Origin of the sequence: Pseudomonas frederiksbergensis (assembly GCF_001952935.1) — a bacterium.
Lineage (GTDB): Bacteria > Pseudomonadota > Gammaproteobacteria > Pseudomonadales > Pseudomonadaceae > Aquipseudomonas > Aquipseudomonas frederiksbergensis.
Genome location: NZ_CP018319.1, coordinates 4,786,999 through 4,801,765 on the forward strand (window position 1 = coordinate 4,786,999; position 14,767 = coordinate 4,801,765).

Genomic DNA, 14,767 nt, shown 5'->3' on the forward strand with positions numbered 1-14,767 from the left:
GTGCCCGGGAGGCGGTATCGCCCCGGTGGGTGCCTGACTGTTATCAAGGTCCGTGCCATAAACGGTTAACGCTATATAAATCAGGTGGTTGAGAGTTTTTTTCGACCGAGTGAAGCATGTTCGGCAGCGATCGCCTGTGAATGTGCGCAAGAAGTTGCGCAGTACTGCGCAACTTCTTGCGCACTTGGCTGGAGCGCCTGCCAGGCCGGGCGATCAGCGGCCCCGAATGGGTTTTCTCAGCGTTGAGTGCGCAACTTCTTGCGCATCAAAGCGGTTGACCATCACTCGCTGCCCCGTCGTCTGATTGGCCAAAAACCGGTGGTAGAACCGCTAGGGTGACAGGTGCAACGAATGTGGCGGCCTGGAGGTCAAACTCAGCGCCGAGATCAATGAACATCTGCGAACTCAAGGAGCACGACATGAAAATCCTGATGGTTCTAACGTCACACGATCAATTGGGTGAAACGGGTAAGAAAACCGGCTTTTGGCTGGAGGAATTCGCCGCACCGTATTTCGCCTTCAAGGACGCTGGCGCTCAGTTGACCCTGGCCTCGCCCAAAGGGGGGCAACCACCGCTGGACCCAAAAAGCAACGAGCCGGGCGCGCAAACTGCAGCCACCGAGCGCTTTCGCAAAGACCCCGCCGCCCAGTCCGCATTGGCGTCTACCGCTCTGCTGAGCAGCGTGAGAGCTGAAGATTACGACGCGATTTTCTATCCGGGCGGCCATGGCCCGCTGTGGGATTTGGCCGAGGACAAAATTTCGATCGCTCTGATCGAGGCGTTTTACCAGGCGGGCAAACCAGTTGCGGCCGTCTGCCACGCCCCCGGTGTGTTTCGTCACGTCAAGGGCGCGGATGGCCAGCCGCTGGTCAAAGGCAAGCGTGTGACGGGCTTTACCAATTCAGAAGAGGAGGCTGTGCAACTGACGAAGGTTGTGCCGTTTTTGGTGGAGGACATGCTTAAGGAGAAGGGTGGTGTCTATTCCAAAGGTGCTGACTGGGCCAGTTATGTGCTCACCGATGGTTTGTTGATTACCGGTCAGAATCCGGCGTCGTCCGAGGCTGCCGCCGAGGCGTTGTTGGCGAAGCTGGCTTAAACCCCGGACGGCTAAATATTGGCCGGACACTTTCATGCGGCGAGGGAGCTTGCTCCCGCTGGGCTGCGCAGCGGCCCCGCTTTCTGCGAACGATTGCAGATTTTTGTGAGTGCTGCGCACTCAAGCGGGAGCAAGCTCCCTCGCCACAAGGTCAAGCCAGACTCGCCAATCCCATTGCCTCGCGGCATTCCTCGATCGAGCGTCGTTGCGTCTCGGCATACAACGCCAATTCATCAATTGTCGATCGCCCCAGCGCCATCTCGAACACCTGCCGGTTCGATTGCACGCCATAGTGGGTTTGCGCGGCATCTCCCAGGTTCGACTGAAAAATCCCCGCAGCGCTGACAGGCAGGAAATCTTCGTACACCAACGGCTCAACCCGCAAATAGCCGCCGCTGAGCAGATCCTCCAGCGACCAGGATTTCAATTCGTCCGCCCCCAACCCTTTTTCCGTGACGAAGTAGCGGAAGTACGCCAGTTCCTCTCGGCGCATGCCCTCAAGGGTGTCAGGGAATTGCGCAAAGTGCTGCGCCATCAGCGCGTTGTAACGTGCAGCATTGGCCTCACTGGGGAAGTCTTTCAGTTCATCACGGGCAGCGTTGAGCAATCGGTCGTAAAGCGCCCGGCCTTTGGGGGTGAGCGCCGCGCCGCGTTGTTCGATCTCGCCGAAACGGGCGCTGTGGCTGCCGTGAGTCCGGGTCTGATCGGTGAAGGCGACAGGCTCGTCCAGGGCTTTGAAACTGGTCTGGCGCAGCAGGATCGGGCACTGACGGCGGGGCGGGCCTTCGATCACCGCTTTGGGGGTGATGCCGTGAACAGGCATTTGCGCCTGGACGATGTCGATGTCCAGGGTGCGCGGCGTCAGGTGGTTAATATGCGGGCCGGTGAACGCTACCACGTCGGCGACCAGGCGATGCTGGGCGCAGAGCTTGCGGTACTGCTCGGCGGTCACGGTGGCGGTGTGGTGCCAGCGGAACGTTTCCAGTGCCTGTTCGACGAAGTCCCGGGCTTCCTGTTCCGTAAGACCGCCCTGGGTTTCGGCGCGGTCGATGAGGCTTAGCGCGGTGGGTGTGAAGATCGAACGCTTGTCCAGCACCGACTGGGCGAACGCTCGCAGTTCCAGGTCTTCGATCAGTTCCAGACGCAGCAGGGAGGTGAATACCCGGAACGGGCTGACCTGTAGCGCCGCCTCATGCACCGCGCGAAAAGCCGTGGAGTGGACCGGTACGCCGGCCGGGGTCAGGTCGTAATAACCCACCGGTTGCATGCCCATCACCGCAAACAGTCGGGCGAGGGTCGCCAGTTCATCGGCGGTGCCGACACGGATCGCGCCATGCCGCTCCAGGTCCAGGCGCTGGATTTCACCGGTGCTGTGCAACTGTCGGGCGATGTGCGGATCGCTGTCCAGCACGTGACGGTTGGTCTGTTCCACCAGTTCCATCAGCGCGCCATACAGCGGCACTTCTTCGCGGTACATGTCGGACATCGCTTTGGAAAAGCGTTGGCGGATCAGGTCAGGGCTGATGAAGTTCGGATGACTCATGAAAGAATTCCTGGCGCGGTGACGTAAAGGATGCGAGAAAAGATCGCAGCCTTGTGCGGCGCCGACAAACGAAGAATCTTACGAACTTCATTCTGCAAAGGACTGCATGTTCAGTGCAGCCGCTGATCCTGAGGGCTTTCAGAACGCAGTGATGCCAAAAATTCCCGGTACAGCCGTGCCGTGTTCGTCGGTTGTTCCACCATCGGCATATGGCCGGTGTGGTCCCAGACTTCCACTCGCAGATCGGCGATGCCTTTGCTCCAGATCGCCACGCTGCTGACATCGATCAAGCGGTCTTTGTGCCCCCACAGCAACAGTGCCGGGCACTTGATGTCGGGCAGTTTCGGCTCCATCGGCGGACTGGCACGGAAGCCGTTGAAGATTTCCTCCAGCTCATCGCGGCTCTGTTCATAGCGTTGCGCGATGGCGTCCAGCACCACTTTGGGTACCCACGGCGGTTCGGCCATGGTCATGGCGTAGAAACGCTGGAATTCTTCCCGCGAGTGAATCAGGAACGGGTTGTGGCCCTTGGCCAAATGCCGCTCCAGGTCGCTGGCTTCGGGGGCGGTGACACCTGCCGGGTCGATCAGGGCCACCGAAACAATGCGATCCGGGTACGTGGCCGCCAGCCACGCTGCCATGTAACCGCCCATTGAGTTTCCGATTACATGGACTTTCTCGACGCCGCAGACATCGAGCAACTGGATCATCCGCTTGGCCTGCAAGGGAATGTCGTAGCCGCCGCCCGTCTTGAAGCCGGTTTCGCCATGCCCGGCGATATCGGGGATGATCACCCGATAGTTGCCGACAAAGTGCCGGGCAAAACGCAGCCAGACATTCTTGTCGGCGCTGTAGCCGTGGAGCATCAGCACACTGCTGGACGCTTCGTACGGCCCGCCTTGCCAGGTCGAGACGGTCATTTCGGCGATCGGCACGACAATTTTGTGCAGTCCATACAGCTTCGCCTCTACCGACATGTTCAAGTCATAGAGCCAATGACCGATGGCCGGGTAACTCAACCAGCTCCAGGCCACGAAAACCGCGATTGCGACAACCAACAAAAGCATCAGGCATCTTCCTTTTACGTGATCAGGACAGCATGTGATCGGCGGGTTTCAGCGCTCTGGTCAACTGGTGATAGCTGAAACTGAACCCCGGAAACATCGCAATCACATGACCGCTCTTGCTTTGATACCAACTGTGGCAGCCCCCGGACTTCCATACCGTGCGTTCCATTTCCCGGTGGATCATTTCAGTGTAGGTACGTTCTGCTTCGGGGCGTACTTCGATGCTGCGCAAACCCTGTTCTTTTAACGTACGGATGCAATCAAGAATGTAGTTCATCTGAGACTTGATGATGAACAGCACCGAGGTGTGGCCGATGCCTGTGTTGGGGCCGATGACGATAAACAGGTTGGGGAAGTCGGGCAGGCTGGTGCCAAACATTGGGCGCCCGCCTCATGGCTATGCCTTGGTATTCAGGCCGCCCGCCGGTGATGGCTATTTGCCGCTTCCCTGATAGACTCTCACCACACTTGAACCCCTTGTGTTTTCAGGTTCCGTCTCAGTGGCGCAGAGGCCTCTATGGGAAAAACGGGAGGAAAAGGACTTTCACTGGCCAGGAGGCTCTATACATCGCGAATCCTGGGTTTAGCCTTGGGGCTGTTGCTCGTGAGCGCGGCGATGTATCCGCTCAACCCTGCACCGTGGGTCTGGGTGGCGATGCTGCTCAACGCCGCACTCTGGCCGCATCTGGCTTATCAATGGGCGCGTCGCGCGTCAGTGCCTTATCACGCCGAACACCGCAACCTGCTGGTGGATGCTTTTCTCGGCGGCTTTTGGGTCGCAGCCATGCACTTCAATCCGCTGCCCGCCGCGACCACCCTGGCCATGATGGCAATGAACAATGTGGCCATTGGCGGTTTGCGTTTCCTGTTGGCGGGAACCGTGGCGCAAGTTCTCGGGATGGGCGTCGGACTACTGATTTTCTCCCCCGCCTTCGTTCCGCAGACCAACCAACTGCAGATGTATGCCTGTTTGCCCTTGATGTGTTTGTATCCGCTGGCATTGGGCTGGATCTGCTTCCGCCAGGCCCACACCCTCGGGCGACAAAAGCGTGAATTGCTGGCCCTGAGCCGCACCGACAGCCTCACCGGCCTGTTGAATCACGGCGCCTGGAAGGATCAACTGGAAATCGAATTCCAGCGTTGCAAACGTCAGCAGAAGGGCGGGGCGATTGCGCTGATCGACATCGACCATTTCAAAACCATCAACGACACCTACGGCCACGTTGCCGGAGACGTTGTGCTGCGCCAGTTGAGCAAAATGCTCAAGCAGAACCTGCGCGCGGCGGATGTTGCCGGGCGTTACGGTGGCGACGAGTTCTGCGTGATCCTCCCGGACCTTCCGCTCACGAGCGCTGCAGCCGCCATGGATGCGCTGCGTGATCGCTTCGCCACCTTGGGCTATGAGCAGAGCCCGGCGCTGAGAGTCAGCCTGAGCATCGGCCTGGCCGCTTTCAACCCGGCCCACACCGACGCGACCCTGTGGCTCAACGACGCCGACCAGGCGCTCTACGAAGCCAAGGCCACCGGACGCAACCGCGTCATCTGTTGCAGCGACGGCGCACCGCATCACCCATTACTTGATTCGGTGTGAAACGTAATCGCTCCCACGCTCCCGCGTGGGAATGCCTCAACGGACGCTCTGCGTTCGGCTTTGGATGGGACGCGGAGCGTCCCGGGCTGCATTCCCACGCAGAGCGCGGGAACGATCAGTCCGTCGGAGGAATACGCGGAGGTCGAGAGCGTGGCGCCGCGGATTTACTTGTTGTCGCGGATGATTATGGAGTTGGACACATACTTATCTCACCGCTGATCGCTCCCACGCTCCCGCGTGGGAATGCCTCAACGGACGCTCTGCGTTCGGCTTTGGATGGGACGCGGAGCGTCCCGGGCTGCATTCCCACGCAGAGCGTGGGAACGATCAACTGACGCTGACCTGTAGGAGCAAGGCTTGCCCGCGATGGTTTCAACTCGGTCCAAAGCCGAACGCTCAGTGTCGCATTCGGTCTAGAGCCTTGCGCCGTAGTCAGGTAGGGTGTTTTTTATCCCCCGACACGAAACAAGGATCGATTCATGACGTTCAAACGCTCTCGCTCCCTGCTGGCCACCAGCCTTGGCCTGACCCTCGCTCTCGGCGCTTTTGCTCCCGCCGCCTTCGCCGAACCGCACAAACAAGTCCTCACCGATTCCGAACACTACAAGGGCGAAGCCCTGAAGTTACTCGAACGTTTGGTGAACATCGACTCCGGTTCCGGCCATGAACCGGGCCTGACGAAAGTCAGCGACATCGCCATCGACGAACTGAAAAAACTCGGCGCGACCATCGAGCTTGTGCCCAATACCCCGGACAAAAGCAGCCATGTGATCGCGACCCTGAAAGGCACCGGCAAGGCAAAAATCCTGCTGATGGCGCACATGGACACCGTCTTCAAGGAAGGTTCGGCCGCCGAGCGTCCGTTCCACATCAAGGACGGCCGCGCCTACGGGCCGGGCGTGATGGACGACAAGGGCGGCATCGTTGCCGGGATCTATGCGCTGAAAGTCCTGAAAAACCTCGACTTCAAGGACTACGCGCAAATCACCTTCCTGCTCGACGCCAGCGAAGAAACCGGCTCGGACATCGCCACCGACCTGATCAAGAAAACCGCCAAGGCCCATGACGTCACCCTCAACCTCGAACCGGGTCGTCCGGCAGATGGCCTGGTGGTGTGGCGCAAAGGCAGTGCCACCGCCGTGGTCGAGGTCAAGGGCAAGGCAGCTCATGCCGGTGTCGCGCCAGAGCTGGGACGCAACGCCGCCATGGAAGCGGCGCACCAGATTTTACAGCTCGGCAAATTGGGCGACGCGGAGAAGAAAACTACCATCAACTTCACCGTTCTCAAGGCCGGCGACCGCACCAACGTCATTCCGGATCAAGCCACCGCCAAGGCAGACGTGCGGGCGGCGGTGCCGGAAGAGTTTGACCGGATCGAGAAGGACCTGGCGCGGGTTTCGAAAGACAAGCTGATTGCTGACACAGAAGTCACCACCACACTTCAGCGCGGATTGCCGCCGATGCCGCAAACGCCGGAATCGGATCGGTTGATGGCGATGGCTCAGGGGATTTACGGGGAGATTGGTCGCAAGTTGACGGAAGAAGGTAGCGGTGGGGCTGCGGATGCCAGCCTGTCAGCGGGTGTGGGTACGCCGACGCTGGATGGGTTCGGGATTGTTGGCGGCAATATTCATACACCGGAGGAATACGCGGAGGTTGAGAGCGTGGCGCCGCGGATTTATCTGTTGTCGCGGATGATCATGGAGTTGGCCAAACGCTAATCCCACCACTGATCGTTCCCACGCTCCCGCGTGGGAATGCCTCAACGGACGCTCTGCGTTCGGCTTTGGAGGGGACGCGGAGCGTCCCGGGCTGCATTCCCACGCAGAGCGTGGGAACGATCAGTCCGTCGGAGGAATACGCGGAGGTCGAGAGCGTGGCGCCGCGGATTTATCTGTTGTCGCGGATGATCATGGAGTTGGCCAAACGCTAATCCCACCACTGATCATTCCCACGCTCCCGCGTGGGAATGCCTCAACGGACGCTCTGCGTTCGGCTTTGGAGGGGATGCGGAGCGTCCCGGGCTGCATTCCCACGCAGAGCGTGGGAACGATCAAAGTGGTGTGGCATCTGACGCTATCGCGAGCAGGTCAGTTCACCCGTCAAACGCACTGAACGGTTATTCCTTAACGCTCATAAACTCTTCCGCCCAACGGATGTATTCCTCAGGCTGCGTATAGGTATGAGTCAACTCGGTCGCACTCAGGTCCGATGCCTGCGTAAAGTACTGCCGTTGTTCCCGCAGGCTGTCATACGTGGCCTTGATCGCGGCGAAGTAGGCGCCGTGACCATCGATCGTGACCCGCACGCCGAGTTCGGCCAGGCGTTTGTCGTCGCGCAGCAACGGGTTGCCGTAGGTGACCAGCATCAGCGGAACGCTCAGGTGCTCGGCGATTTGTTCGAGGTGGTCGAAGTCCCGCACGCCCACCATGCAAATGCCGTCCGCACCGGCCTGCTGGTAATGACAGGTACGGCTGATGACTTCCTGCACCGGCAGGATTCCAGCGTTGGTGCGGGCGATGATTGCCATTTCCGAGTCGACCCGGGCTTCCAGTGCCGCACGAATTTTGCCGACGCCTTCCGCCACCCCGATCAGGTCGGTGGACTTGCGGCCGAACTGGGCGGGCAGGAGCGTGTCTTCGATGGTCAGGGCGGCGACACCGGCGCGCTCGAGTTCGACGATGGTGCGCATGACATTGAGCGCATTGCCGTAGCCGTGGTCGGCGTCGGCGATCACCGGCAATTGAGCAACGCGGCCAATGCGAGTGGCCTGCTCGGCGAACTCGCTGAGGGTGATCAAGGCAAAGTCGGGGGCGCCCAGTACCTGTAACGATGCGACCGAACCGCCCAGGATCCCTACCTCAAAACCCAAGTCAGCGGCAATGCGGGCCGACATCGGGTCGAAGACCGAGGCGGTGTGATAGCAGGCGCTGGAAGCGAAAAGCTCGCGAAAGTTACGGCGTAAATCTTGATGAGAAAGCCTGGACATATGAGTTCCACCACTGCAAAGGGCATGGAAGGGCTTGAGCAAAAGTGTCAACGCCGAAGGAACAAAAGGCTATCACGCGGGCGGGGAAAGGATGATGACGATTTTCAGAGGCGGATGGACCTGCGTCGGTCACGCCGCCACTGACTGCTGCTGTTGTTGATTAAGCAGTGGCACGGCGCGCACCGAATTGCCGGGTTGCAGTTGCAGGCGTTTGGCGGTGAGGCGGTCGACGATCAGGCTGTTGCCCACCAGTCTGGCCTGGGCGGCGGTGATGCGGCAGTTTTCCAGGCGACGGTTATGGATCAGCCACACCGGGGCCTGCTCGTCGGGCGTGCCGATGGCCAGCAGCAGCGGTTGGCTGTCGCGCACGGTGCGGATATTCGAGACCGGGGCTTCGATCACCGGGCCGGCGTCAAAGATGTCGATGTAACCCTTATGGGCAAAACCTTCGGCGGTGAGGATTTTCAGGGCCGGTTCGGTGTTCGGGTGCGCCTTGCCGATCACGGCCTGGGCCTGTTCGGTGAGCAGGCAAGTGTAAAGCGGTTGGCGTGGCATCAGTTCAGCGATGAACGACTTGCTGCCCAGCCCCGACAAGTGATCGGCGTGGCTGAAATCCATCTTGAAGAAGTGCCGGCCCAGGCTGTCCCAGAATGGCGAACAACCTTGTTCGTCGGCGCTGCCACGCAGTTCGGCGATGAGTTTGTCGCCGAACAGGTGCGGAAACTCGGCCACAAACAACAACCGCCCCAACGACAGCAATCGACCGTTACTGCCCTGGCGTTGATCGGGTCGCAGAAACAGCGAGCAAATCTCCGATTGGCCGGTCATTTCATTGTTCAGGAACAACGTCGGAATCTGTCGCCGGATACCCAGGTCCGGTGACGAACTGACCGTGAGCCCGACCCGGTAGTTGTACCAGGGCTCGCGCAGGCCTACGGCGCCGACCAGAGCGCTGACACCCACCAATTGCTGATCGTCATCCTCGAGTACGAAGAGGTAATCGGCATCGGCGCGTTCGACCTGTTCGGCGAAGGTTCGTTGGGCCCAGCGTACCCGGTGGGACAGGCGTTCCTCGTTGGCCGGCAGGGTAGTGAAGCCGGGGCCGGCCTGGTGCACCAGGTCCAGCAAGGCGGGCAGGTCGGTGACGCGAACCGGGCGGACAATCATGATGCAACTCCTTCTGCACGCCCGCTCGGGCGCTGTCGTTGGGCGCGGGGCCGGGTGATGCTCACAGGGCGATCAGCCGGATAGGGCTGCCTTCGGTCACGTTCAGGGCGGCGCACATCTCGGCGCTCAACCCCACAGGTTGCCCGGCCTGGTAATCCAGATCGGCAACGATGGCGCGGTAGTCCTTCAGCGAATCGTTGCTCACCAGATAGCTGCCAAGGGCATCGATGGTCGCACCCGGTTTCGCCGTGCCGGTCTGGCTCTGGGCGATGGAGCGGATGCCGGGAGTGCGCGCATACAACGTCGGACCGCCGTCGAACAGGTCGATGTAGCTGTTGGTTTCGAAGCCTTCGCGCTCGAGGATATCGAAAGCCTCCTGGCCATCGGGGTGGATGCGGCCGATGCAGTCCTGCGCCGCCTGGGGCAGCATTGGCACGTAGATCGGGTATTGCGGCATCAGTTCGGCGAGGAAGGTTCGGCTTTCCAGGCCGCAAAGTCGCTCGGCCTCGACGTAGGGTAGGTCGAAAAAGTGCTTGCCCACGGCATCCCAGAACGGCGAGTGCCCTTCATCGCTGCTGAAGCCGACAATCTCGGTGATGACGGCTTCGGAAAAGCGTCGCGAGTGGGCGGCGATGAACAATAGCCGCGCCCGGGATAGCAGTTCAGAGAACCGTGTGCGCACCAGCGCTGCGTCAATATGAAAACCGCGCAGCAAGGTATGGCCGCTGAGGTCGTGGCACAACGACAACGCGGGCACGCCGTGCTCGATGTTCAGCTCCCGCGAGGCGCTGGTGAAATGCCGGTTGCGCAAGCTGTAGAACGGCTCGCTGAAACCGGCGGTGGCCAGGATCTCCGAGCAGCCCACCAAGCGCTCTCGGGTCAGATCTTCCAGCACGAAGAAATAGTTCTCCGGGCCGTGACTCTCAACGTCTTTTTCGAACGAGGCGCAGGAGTCGAGAATCTTCTCGCGCAGGCATTCGGTATCGTCCGGCAAGGACGTGACGCCTACCAGACTGTCGCGCGCCAGTTGCTGCAACTGGGGCAGGTCGGTTAACTCGACTGGACGTAAGACCAGCATGGATGCACTCCTGTATCAAAGGGTTCAGCGGTTGGCACCGAACCTGACTATCACTGTCGGTTTCCACGCGTTCAATCGGCGGTCGCCTGAATTTTTGTCAGACGCCGCTCTTTTTCTTGTCAGCCGTTGCTTGGGTCGGGCAGTGCTGCACGGCTGCCCAGTTTGTTGAGTACAAACAGGTAGACCAGGCCCAGGGCAATCCAGATCAGGCCGAGTTTCTGCGCATCGACGCCCATGTTGTACATGATCGCCGCGACGATGATGAAGCCGATCACCGGGCAGATCAGGTGACGGATGACCTGGCCGGATTTCTGCCGGCGCCAGTAGTAGTTGATGACCGTCAGGTGCAGCAACATGAAACCGCTCAGTGCGCCGAAATTCACCAGCGAGGTAAGGGTGTCCACCGAGTTGATGAACAGGTAGCAGATCAGCAGCGACAGCACGGCCACCAGGTAGATGCTCACGTACGGCGTATTGTGTTTGGGATGAATCTTGGCCAGAACCTTTGGCAACTTGCCGTCCCGGGCCATGCCGAACAGCAGACGAGACACTGCCGCTTGGGAGGTGATTGCCACCGCCACACCCCAGGCCAGTGCGGTCGCCACGGCGGTCAGGGTGGCCAGCCAGCTGCCGGCCGCGAGTTCAGCGATTTCATAAAAAGCCGTGTCAGCCGTTTTGAAACCCATGCCGGCCGCCAGGTCTGTCGCAATCCAGGTCTGCACGACGAAGATCACGCCCATGACCACCAGCGTGATCAGCGCGGCCTTGCCGACGCTGCGGCCCGGGTCACCCTTGATCTCTTCGGCGAGGGTGGAAATCGCATCGAAACCGAGGAACGACAGCACCGCAATCGACACCGCTTGCATCAGCAGGGCGAAGTTGAATGTCTCGGGGTTGTACAACGGCGCCAGTGTCAGCTGACCGTTACCGCCGCCGCTGTGCAGTGCGTTCCAGGCGTAGAACAGGAAGATCCCCAGCACCACCAGTTGCGCCAGCAGAAAGATGATGTTCATTCGCGCGGTGAAGGTGATGCCGCGCAAGTTAACGAAGGTCGCGCTGACCAGGAAGGCCAGGATGAAACCGACCTTCGGAATGTCCGGGTACAAATGGTTCAGGGCCATGGCCGCGTACACATACAGCAGCGGCGGAATCAGCAGGTAATCGAGGAGCATCAGCCAGCCGGCGATAAACCCTGCGTGCGGGTTCAGGCCCCGTTGCGCGTAGGAATAAACCGAACCGGCAATCGGAAAGGCCCGGGCCATGCTGCCGTAACTCAGGGCAGTGAAGAGCATCGCCACCATGCCGATGATGTAGGCCAGCGGTACCAGCCCTGGCGCCTCGGCGTTGACGTAGCCATACACACCGAACGGTGCGATGGGGATCATGAAGATCATGCCGTACACCACCAGGTCGGTCAGCGACAGGCTGCGTTTTAACTCTTGCTTGTAGCCGAATTCTTCTATTTCCATGAAGCCTTTCTCCTTGGGATGAAAGCAGCTGCAAGCTGCGAGTTTGAAGCGATTGCTTTACAACAGTGGCGCCAGGTATTCGGTAAAACGACGGACATTTTCAGGCGTGCGCAGCAGGTCGTTGCGCACCTCGATCAACACCGATTCCAGCCCTCGTGCATCGCCATGGACCGGCACGGTCATGTCGCCCAGCGGGTTGATTTTGTACGGTTCATTACCGGCAACCTTCAATGGATGCCGGCGCAGGCCATCGATCAAACGCTGGGCATATTCCACGCCCTTGCCAAACAACACGCCGACTTCCAGCGCACGAGGCTGGTCGTGATAGACCGGTGTGAAACTGTGAACTCCCACCACCCGCACCGTTCGTCCTTGAGCGACACGCTCGTCGATCAAGTCAGTCAGACGCGAATGAAACGGCTCGAACAAAGATTGCCGACGATACTCGCGGGTGGCTTCATCCAGGTCCCGGTTGCCCGGCACCTGATAGATTTCGCTCTGTGCCGGAATGCTGTCCGGGGCTTGCAGCGGTCGGTTGAGGTCCACCAGCAGCCGTGAATAATTGGCCGCCAACAAGGTTGCGCCCAACGCTCGGGCCAAACCCTCGGCCAGCGCCAGGGCGCCGATGTCCCAGGCGATGTGCTCGCGGGCCGCCTCGTGACTCAAGCCCAGGTCATTCAACCCGGCCGGAATAAAACGGCTGGCGTGCTCGCACACCAGAATCAACGGGTGATCGGAGTCTTCCCGACTCAGGGTGTACGCGGGCCCGGTGTAAAGACCGAACTCAGCAGATTCAGTACAGGCGCGCATAGTGCTCACAGCGTTCGGCGGGCGACAGCTGTTCCGTCAGGGTCAGTTCCTCGGTTTTCAGGGCGAAGTAGGTGTCCAGCAACGCGCTCGGCAAGGCCTCGATCAGCGCCTCGCTATTGCGCAGGCAATCCAGGGCCTGGGCAAGGGACGCGGGCAGGGCGACGATGCCGCGTGCCTGGCGTTGTTCTTCGTTCAGGGAGTCGGGGACTTCATCGGTGATTGCGTTCAAGGCCAGGCGTTGCTCGATGCCCAGCCGGCCGGCAATCAGCAGCGCAGCCATGGCCAGGTGCGGTGAGGACGTGGCGTCCATGGCGCGAAATTCCAGGTTGTATTGTGACGCCACCGATTTGCCGCCCAGGCTTGTCGTCGGGCAGATTCGCAGCGCTGCTTCGCGGTTGCGTTGCCCGAGGCACGCGTAGGATGCGCTCCAGTGATGGGGCTGCAAACGTTCGTAAGATACCGGCGTTGGCGCGGTAAACGCACAGAGTGCGGGCAGGTAATGCAGGATGCCGGCGGCCCAGTGCTGGCCGAGAGTCGACAAGCCATTGGTGGTGCCGGCGTCGTACATCACTGGTTGGCCCGCCAGGTCCAACAGGCTGATGTGCAGGTGCACACCGTTGCACACCGCATGCTCCGAGGTCTTGGGCGCGAAGCTCAACGCCAGGCCCATTTGCCGGGCGATCTCGCGAGTGATTTCACGCACGTTCACCGCGCGATCGGCAGCGGCCACCCCAAGGGTCGGGCGGCAAGTGATTTCGTATTGATGCTTGCCGTACTCAGGCAGGAACATTTCCGGCTCGACGCCACCGGCCCGCAGGGCGCCGAGCAGCCAACCGCCAAACTCGGCCCCCTGACGCTGGGCTTGCAGGGAAAACGCCAGGTGTTCAACGTCGCCGGTGTTCAAGTTGAATTCATGCTCGAACGCCGCATTGATTTGCAAGCCCAACTCGACGCGATAACGCTCCACCTCGTTGCGCAACAACGTACGCGGGCAGGCCCCCCACGGGCGACCATCGGTTTCGCAAATGTCACTGTGCATGAAATCCAGTGCCGGGGCATTGGCATCCGGGCCGTTGTCGACCGTCACTCGACTGAGCAGGTCGGGCGTCAGCCGCAAATCACCATAAGCGCCCCACGGGTTGGTGTAGGCGATGATGTCTTGCGGGGTCAGCGCACTGTTGGCCGGCACCCAGCCACACCCCATCTTTAGATAGCGCTCGAGTTCGTCCGTGGGAAAGGAGCGTCCACGCGTCACGCCGATCAGGTCGGTGGTGACGAGAGTGGTCATGGGCAGTGGCAGCAGACGCTCGCTCATGCCTGCATCTCCTGCAACCGGCCAAGCACGGTCTGGGTGTCGGTGATCCAGCAGTAACCCCTGATTGCATTCAGGCAGGCCTGATGCCGCGCGGGCGTATAAGTCGCGCAGGCATCTTCCACCAGCGTCACCAGATAACCGCGGTCGGCGGCATCGCGCACGGCCATGTCCACGCACTGGTCGGTGACGATGCCGGCGATGATCAGGTGCCGCGTCCCGAGGTTGCGCAGCACGTAGTCGATATTGGTGGAATTGAAGACCCCGGACGAGGTCTTGGGCAGTACGATTTCGTTTTCTGCCGGGGTCAGGTCGTCGATGATCCGTGCTGGCGGGCTGCCCTTGGGCAAGTGCATGTCCGAGAACTTGTGGTCCAGCGAGCGGTCGCGGCCATCGGCGGTGAGGCTTTCGATGATCGTGTGCAGCACGTTTTGCCGGGCGCTGCGAAAAGCGCTGAGCAGCCGGCGTTGATTGGGCACCACTTGCATGTGGGTGCGGGTCAGGAAGTATTCGGCATCCGGCCCGTTGAGGTGCGGGTCGAACTGCGGCTCAAGCCAGGCGCGTTGCATGTCCACCAGTAACAGCGCGGTGTGATCGGTGACGAATGGCAAATCCCGAGGTGAGTGGTGGGGGAGCTTGAACAT

Annotated in this window: 12 protein-coding genes and 3 pseudogenes; 5 read left to right on the forward strand and 10 right to left on the reverse strand. The window is 60.6% G+C overall.

Going from position 1 to position 14,767, the window contains the following annotated elements:
- Nucleotides 1-419 precede the first annotated feature (419 nt).
- A complete protein-coding gene (locus tag PFAS1_RS22410) occupies nt 420-1,097 on the forward strand; it encodes a type 1 glutamine amidotransferase domain-containing protein (RefSeq protein ID WP_076031576.1) in 678 nt (225 codons plus the stop codon).
- Between the two features lie 151 nt (nt 1,098-1,248).
- Here PFAS1_RS22410 and hglS read toward each other — a convergent pair whose 3' ends face one another.
- The 3 genes and pseudogenes from hglS to PFAS1_RS22425 all read right to left on the reverse strand — a co-directional run.
- On the reverse strand, nt 1,249-2,640 hold the full coding sequence (gene hglS / locus PFAS1_RS22415) for a 2-oxoadipate dioxygenase/decarboxylase HglS (protein WP_076030555.1): 1,392 nt from the start codon (nt 2,638-2,640) through the stop codon (nt 1,249-1,251).
- Nucleotides 2,641-2,750: 110 nt separating this feature from the next.
- The gene (locus PFAS1_RS22420; RefSeq protein ID WP_076030556.1) at nt 2,751-3,707 is read right to left on the reverse strand and encodes an alpha/beta fold hydrolase; all 957 of its coding nucleotides are present in this window, start codon (nt 3,705-3,707) and stop codon (nt 2,751-2,753) included.
- 22 nt (nt 3,708-3,729) lie between these two features.
- A pseudogene (locus tag PFAS1_RS22425) lies at nt 3,730-4,092 on the reverse strand (flavin-containing monooxygenase); the annotation flags it as partial.
- A gap of 132 nt (nt 4,093-4,224) precedes the next feature.
- Between PFAS1_RS22425 and PFAS1_RS22430 the strand changes: the two are divergent.
- The 4 genes and pseudogenes from PFAS1_RS22430 to PFAS1_RS30020 all read left to right on the forward strand — a co-directional run.
- Complete coding sequence (locus PFAS1_RS22430) at nt 4,225-5,298, forward strand: diguanylate cyclase (RefSeq protein ID WP_076030557.1); 1,074 nt, start codon at nt 4,225-4,227, stop codon at nt 5,296-5,298.
- Nucleotides 5,299-5,334: 36 nt separating this feature from the next.
- Nucleotides 5,335-5,517 (forward strand): annotated as a pseudogene (locus PFAS1_RS30015) (hypothetical protein); the annotation flags it as partial.
- 260 nt (nt 5,518-5,777) lie between these two features.
- Complete coding sequence (locus PFAS1_RS22435) at nt 5,778-7,019, forward strand: M20/M25/M40 family metallo-hydrolase (RefSeq protein ID WP_076030558.1); 1,242 nt, start codon at nt 5,778-5,780, stop codon at nt 7,017-7,019.
- Between the two features lie 41 nt (nt 7,020-7,060).
- Nucleotides 7,061-7,231, forward strand: a pseudogene (locus PFAS1_RS30020) (glutamate carboxypeptidase); the annotation flags it as partial.
- A 186-nt stretch (nt 7,232-7,417) separates the two neighbouring features.
- On the opposite strand, the gene PFAS1_RS22440 reads toward PFAS1_RS30020, so the two are convergent.
- From PFAS1_RS22440 to PFAS1_RS22470, 7 genes are all read right to left on the reverse strand, one after another.
- Nucleotides 7,418-8,287 carry an isocitrate lyase/PEP mutase family protein gene (locus PFAS1_RS22440; RefSeq protein ID WP_076030559.1) on the reverse strand — a complete coding sequence of 290 codons (870 nt, stop codon included), beginning with the start codon at nt 8,285-8,287 and terminating at the stop codon, nt 7,418-7,420.
- Nucleotides 8,288-8,416: 129 nt separating this feature from the next.
- Complete coding sequence (astA, locus tag PFAS1_RS22445) at nt 8,417-9,454, reverse strand: arginine N-succinyltransferase (protein WP_076030560.1); 1,038 nt, start codon at nt 9,452-9,454, stop codon at nt 8,417-8,419.
- 61 nt (nt 9,455-9,515) lie between these two features.
- Nucleotides 9,516-10,532, reverse strand: coding sequence for an arginine N-succinyltransferase (locus tag PFAS1_RS22450; RefSeq protein WP_076030561.1), 1,017 nt, complete (start codon nt 10,530-10,532; stop codon nt 9,516-9,518).
- Nucleotides 10,533-10,651: 119 nt separating this feature from the next.
- Nucleotides 10,652-12,001 carry an APC family permease gene (locus PFAS1_RS22455; RefSeq protein WP_076030562.1) on the reverse strand — a complete coding sequence of 450 codons (1,350 nt, stop codon included), beginning with the start codon at nt 11,999-12,001 and terminating at the stop codon, nt 10,652-10,654.
- A 57-nt stretch (nt 12,002-12,058) separates the two neighbouring features.
- Entirely contained in the window at nt 12,059-12,811 is a 753-nt protein-coding gene (locus PFAS1_RS22460; protein ID WP_076030563.1) for an N-formylglutamate amidohydrolase, read from the reverse strand.
- Complete coding sequence (locus PFAS1_RS22465) at nt 12,795-14,126, reverse strand: type I glutamate--ammonia ligase (RefSeq protein ID WP_076030564.1); 1,332 nt, start codon at nt 14,124-14,126, stop codon at nt 12,795-12,797. The genes PFAS1_RS22460 and PFAS1_RS22465 overlap by 17 nt, the downstream gene beginning before the upstream one ends.
- Complete coding sequence (locus PFAS1_RS22470) at nt 14,123-14,767, reverse strand: cysteine hydrolase family protein (protein WP_076030565.1); 645 nt, start codon at nt 14,765-14,767, stop codon at nt 14,123-14,125. The genes PFAS1_RS22465 and PFAS1_RS22470 overlap by 4 nt, the downstream gene beginning before the upstream one ends.

What these genes read in the sequence shown, in the direction of transcription:
- PFAS1_RS22430 (WP_076030557.1), top strand. Translation starts at nt 4,225, where the DNA reads ATGGGAAAAACGGGAGGAAAAGGACTTTCACTGGCCAGGAGGCTCTAT.
- PFAS1_RS22435 (WP_076030558.1), top strand. Translation starts at nt 5,778, where the DNA reads ATGACGTTCAAACGCTCTCGCTCCCTGCTGGCCACCAGCCTTGGCCTG.
- PFAS1_RS22460 (WP_076030563.1), bottom strand. Translation starts at nt 12,811, where the DNA reads ATGCGCGCCTGTACTGAATCTGCTGAGTTCGGTCTTTACACCGGGCCC.
- PFAS1_RS22455 (WP_076030562.1), bottom strand. Translation starts at nt 12,001, where the DNA reads ATGGAAATAGAAGAATTCGGCTACAAGCAAGAGTTAAAACGCAGCCTG.
- PFAS1_RS22420 (WP_076030556.1), bottom strand. Translation starts at nt 3,707, where the DNA reads ATGCTTTTGTTGGTTGTCGCAATCGCGGTTTTCGTGGCCTGGAGCTGG.
- PFAS1_RS22465 (WP_076030564.1), bottom strand. Translation starts at nt 14,126, where the DNA reads ATGAGCGAGCGTCTGCTGCCACTGCCCATGACCACTCTCGTCACCACC.
- PFAS1_RS22440 (WP_076030559.1), bottom strand. Translation starts at nt 8,287, where the DNA reads ATGTCCAGGCTTTCTCATCAAGATTTACGCCGTAACTTTCGCGAGCTT.
- PFAS1_RS22450 (WP_076030561.1), bottom strand. Translation starts at nt 10,532, where the DNA reads ATGCTGGTCTTACGTCCAGTCGAGTTAACCGACCTGCCCCAGTTGCAG.
- PFAS1_RS22410 (WP_076031576.1), top strand. Translation starts at nt 420, where the DNA reads ATGAAAATCCTGATGGTTCTAACGTCACACGATCAATTGGGTGAAACG.
- PFAS1_RS22470 (WP_076030565.1), bottom strand. Translation starts at nt 14,767, where the DNA reads ATGTTCAAGCTCCCCCACCACTCACCTCGGGATTTGCCATTCGTCACC.
- hglS (WP_076030555.1), bottom strand. Translation starts at nt 2,640, where the DNA reads ATGAGTCATCCGAACTTCATCAGCCCTGACCTGATCCGCCAACGCTTT.
- astA (WP_076030560.1), bottom strand. Translation starts at nt 9,454, where the DNA reads ATGATTGTCCGCCCGGTTCGCGTCACCGACCTGCCCGCCTTGCTGGAC.